The 2208-nt window shown below is 32.2% G+C and carries 3 protein-coding genes; all 3 read right to left on the minus strand.

Annotated elements, in window-relative coordinates:
- Positions 1-236 precede the first annotated feature (236 nt).
- Positions 237-611 (minus strand): hypothetical protein, encoded by a 375-nt coding sequence (locus VIM70_RS09860; protein WP_331945585.1) that lies wholly within the window; start codon positions 609-611, stop codon positions 237-239.
- Positions 611-1453 (minus strand): ParA family protein, encoded by an 843-nt coding sequence (locus tag VIM70_RS09865; RefSeq protein WP_331945586.1) that lies wholly within the window; start codon positions 1451-1453, stop codon positions 611-613. The genes VIM70_RS09860 and VIM70_RS09865 overlap by 1 nt, the downstream gene beginning before the upstream one ends.
- Positions 1454-1789: 336 nt before the next feature.
- On the minus strand, positions 1790-2062 hold the full coding sequence (locus VIM70_RS09870) for a hypothetical protein (RefSeq protein WP_331945587.1): 273 nt from the start codon (positions 2060-2062) through the stop codon (positions 1790-1792).
- Between the last annotated feature and the right edge of the window lie 146 nt (positions 2063-2208).

The following is a 2208-nucleotide window of genomic DNA, read 5'->3' on the forward strand; positions in this document are numbered from 1 at the left end:
ACGAGCACGCTGTTCCTATTAAAGCCATCTATATTTATCCCCTCAACAAAAACTATAGTGATCTTTTAAATCGGTCGGATTGATTCCGGCCTTTTTTATTTAGTTCTGACTGGTTGATGGAGGGTTTATTGAATACTTACAAATCATTAACTAATCCTTCATTTTTTATAGAATTAAATTCTTCCCTGAAAGTATCTAGAACTTTTTTTATGCTAAACGGATCATATGTTAGTATACTATTTTTCATTTTTAATACCTTGTATCCACTTTGAAATTGATGTTTTTCCTTTTTCTGATTGACTTTTGTTTTCTAAGTTAAAATCGAAATAATCAAATAGCTTTTTAAGCATTATACTCAACTTTTCTTTATCATAATTATAAATTATTCTCGTAAGTCTAGACCCTATCAGGCTTCTAGACTTCATAACATATGGCAAGTAAGTCATTTCAAAGACTTCCTTTAAATAGTTTTCTATATCTGAATTTTTTTTGAAAATTACTTTTGAGTATATAATTGTTAAATTTGTTCCGATAACCATCTCTATACTATTTTTTTTTCTATTTAATTCAATCAATCTGTTTCTAAGATCATTTTCATTTTCAATTTGCACTATATTTCACCCCTTAGCTTAGCTTCTAATTCCTCGCAAATAAGTGCTATATCCTCTCTTGATTTTTTATAGTGCGATGCTATATTTCCTTTCCCTCCGACTTGCAAATCTCTAACATAAGTTGTTCCGTTTTGAAAAATGTATAATTTTTCTATGTTTTCCTCTAATTCAAATTCATCTTTCAATGTTTGAGTTTTAAGGGTTAGTTTATCATCTAAGTTAGTGTAAATTACACCAAGTGGTTCAATGTTCAATTCCTCATCTGCCTTTAAATTTGTAATTACTGAAATAAGATTTGTTACGCCCAAGATTGAATAATTGTCGATTTTAACTGGAACTATATAATAATCTGAAGCAACTATTGAAGCGTCAGTATACATAGATATAGTAGGCGGAGAATCAATTAGTATATAGTCATATTCATCTTTTAATGAATTACCGTTAATGAATTTTAGTACTCGTTTTATTCTCGTGTTATCCATCGTATTGTTATCAAAAATTAAATTAATATCTCCAAATACCATATGCAAATTATCATTAAATTTATGAATAACTTCTTCTTTTCCTATGAGAGTATTCTTTTGATATACATCTGTAGTAGTTGCGAACAGTTTCCTAATTGTTTTTTCTTTGCGGAAAGTAGATAAATATTGGTCTACTAACTCATACTTGTCCAGTAAAGATTGGGTAGCATTAAACTGCGGATCTATATCTAATATTAAGACCTTTTTTCCCAACTCATTTGCTAAATATTCCCCTATTCCTATGCACAAGGTTGTTTTCCCAACCCCACCCTTCATGTTTATAAATGTTATTACCGGTGCCTTATTACCCTCTATCATACCATACAGCTCCTCCATATTTAGTAATTAATTTAATAGTTTAAATAAAAGGGCCACTGCCCTGTTAACTCAAGATGACCTTATCATCTCATAACTCTCTCGCGAAATAAGGGGAAACCTGACAAGCAAAAATAGATAGCCCTCACTGTAGTAGTAAGAACCTTAACACCTTCCAACCAACTCCTCTATAGTCACTCCGAGCCCGACCGCTATCTTAGCGAGCGTATGTATTCGTAACTTTCTTCTTTCGATATCTCCGAGGTGCTTAGGGCGGATTCCTGTGATGGTTGCTAACTTTACAAACTACGTCCATACATTTATAGAGATAATTTATCTTTATTTAAGAAATAAGTTGATTTCTTTTCTAGCTTCTTTAATTTGCAAAAGTAATCGATCACCTGATTCTAGAGTTTCTTTATGAGATTGTGGTGTTATTTCCTTCACAACTGTTTTACCGCTCCGTCCAACTATTTCTATTTTTAGTACTGGATTGGAGGAAATATAATTATCTGTGGCGTCTAAGCCATGTGCCATAGTGTTTCTCATCGTTTTGAATTTCCCAATTTCATTAATGATTTTCTTAAGATTTATCTTTTCAGCAACCTCCACAAATAAATATAGCCTCTCGGCATTCGCCGAGGCGGTTGGGACAAGGGTTTCCTTGAACCAACTTTATTGCATTCCTCCTACTTTTAGTGGGAGGATATTTGTTTTTATCGAGCTAAACTGGGAATTCACGTGGAATAAATAGTTCT

This window comes from Clostridium sp. (genome assembly GCF_036569345.1).
In the GTDB taxonomy this organism is placed as follows: Bacteria; Bacillota; Clostridia; order Clostridiales; family Clostridiaceae; genus Clostridium_AD.

Coding starts and splice junctions, on each gene's coding strand:
- VIM70_RS09865 (WP_331945586.1), bottom strand. CDS start 1,453: ATGATAGAGGGTAATAAGGCACCGGTAATAACATTTATAAACATGAAG.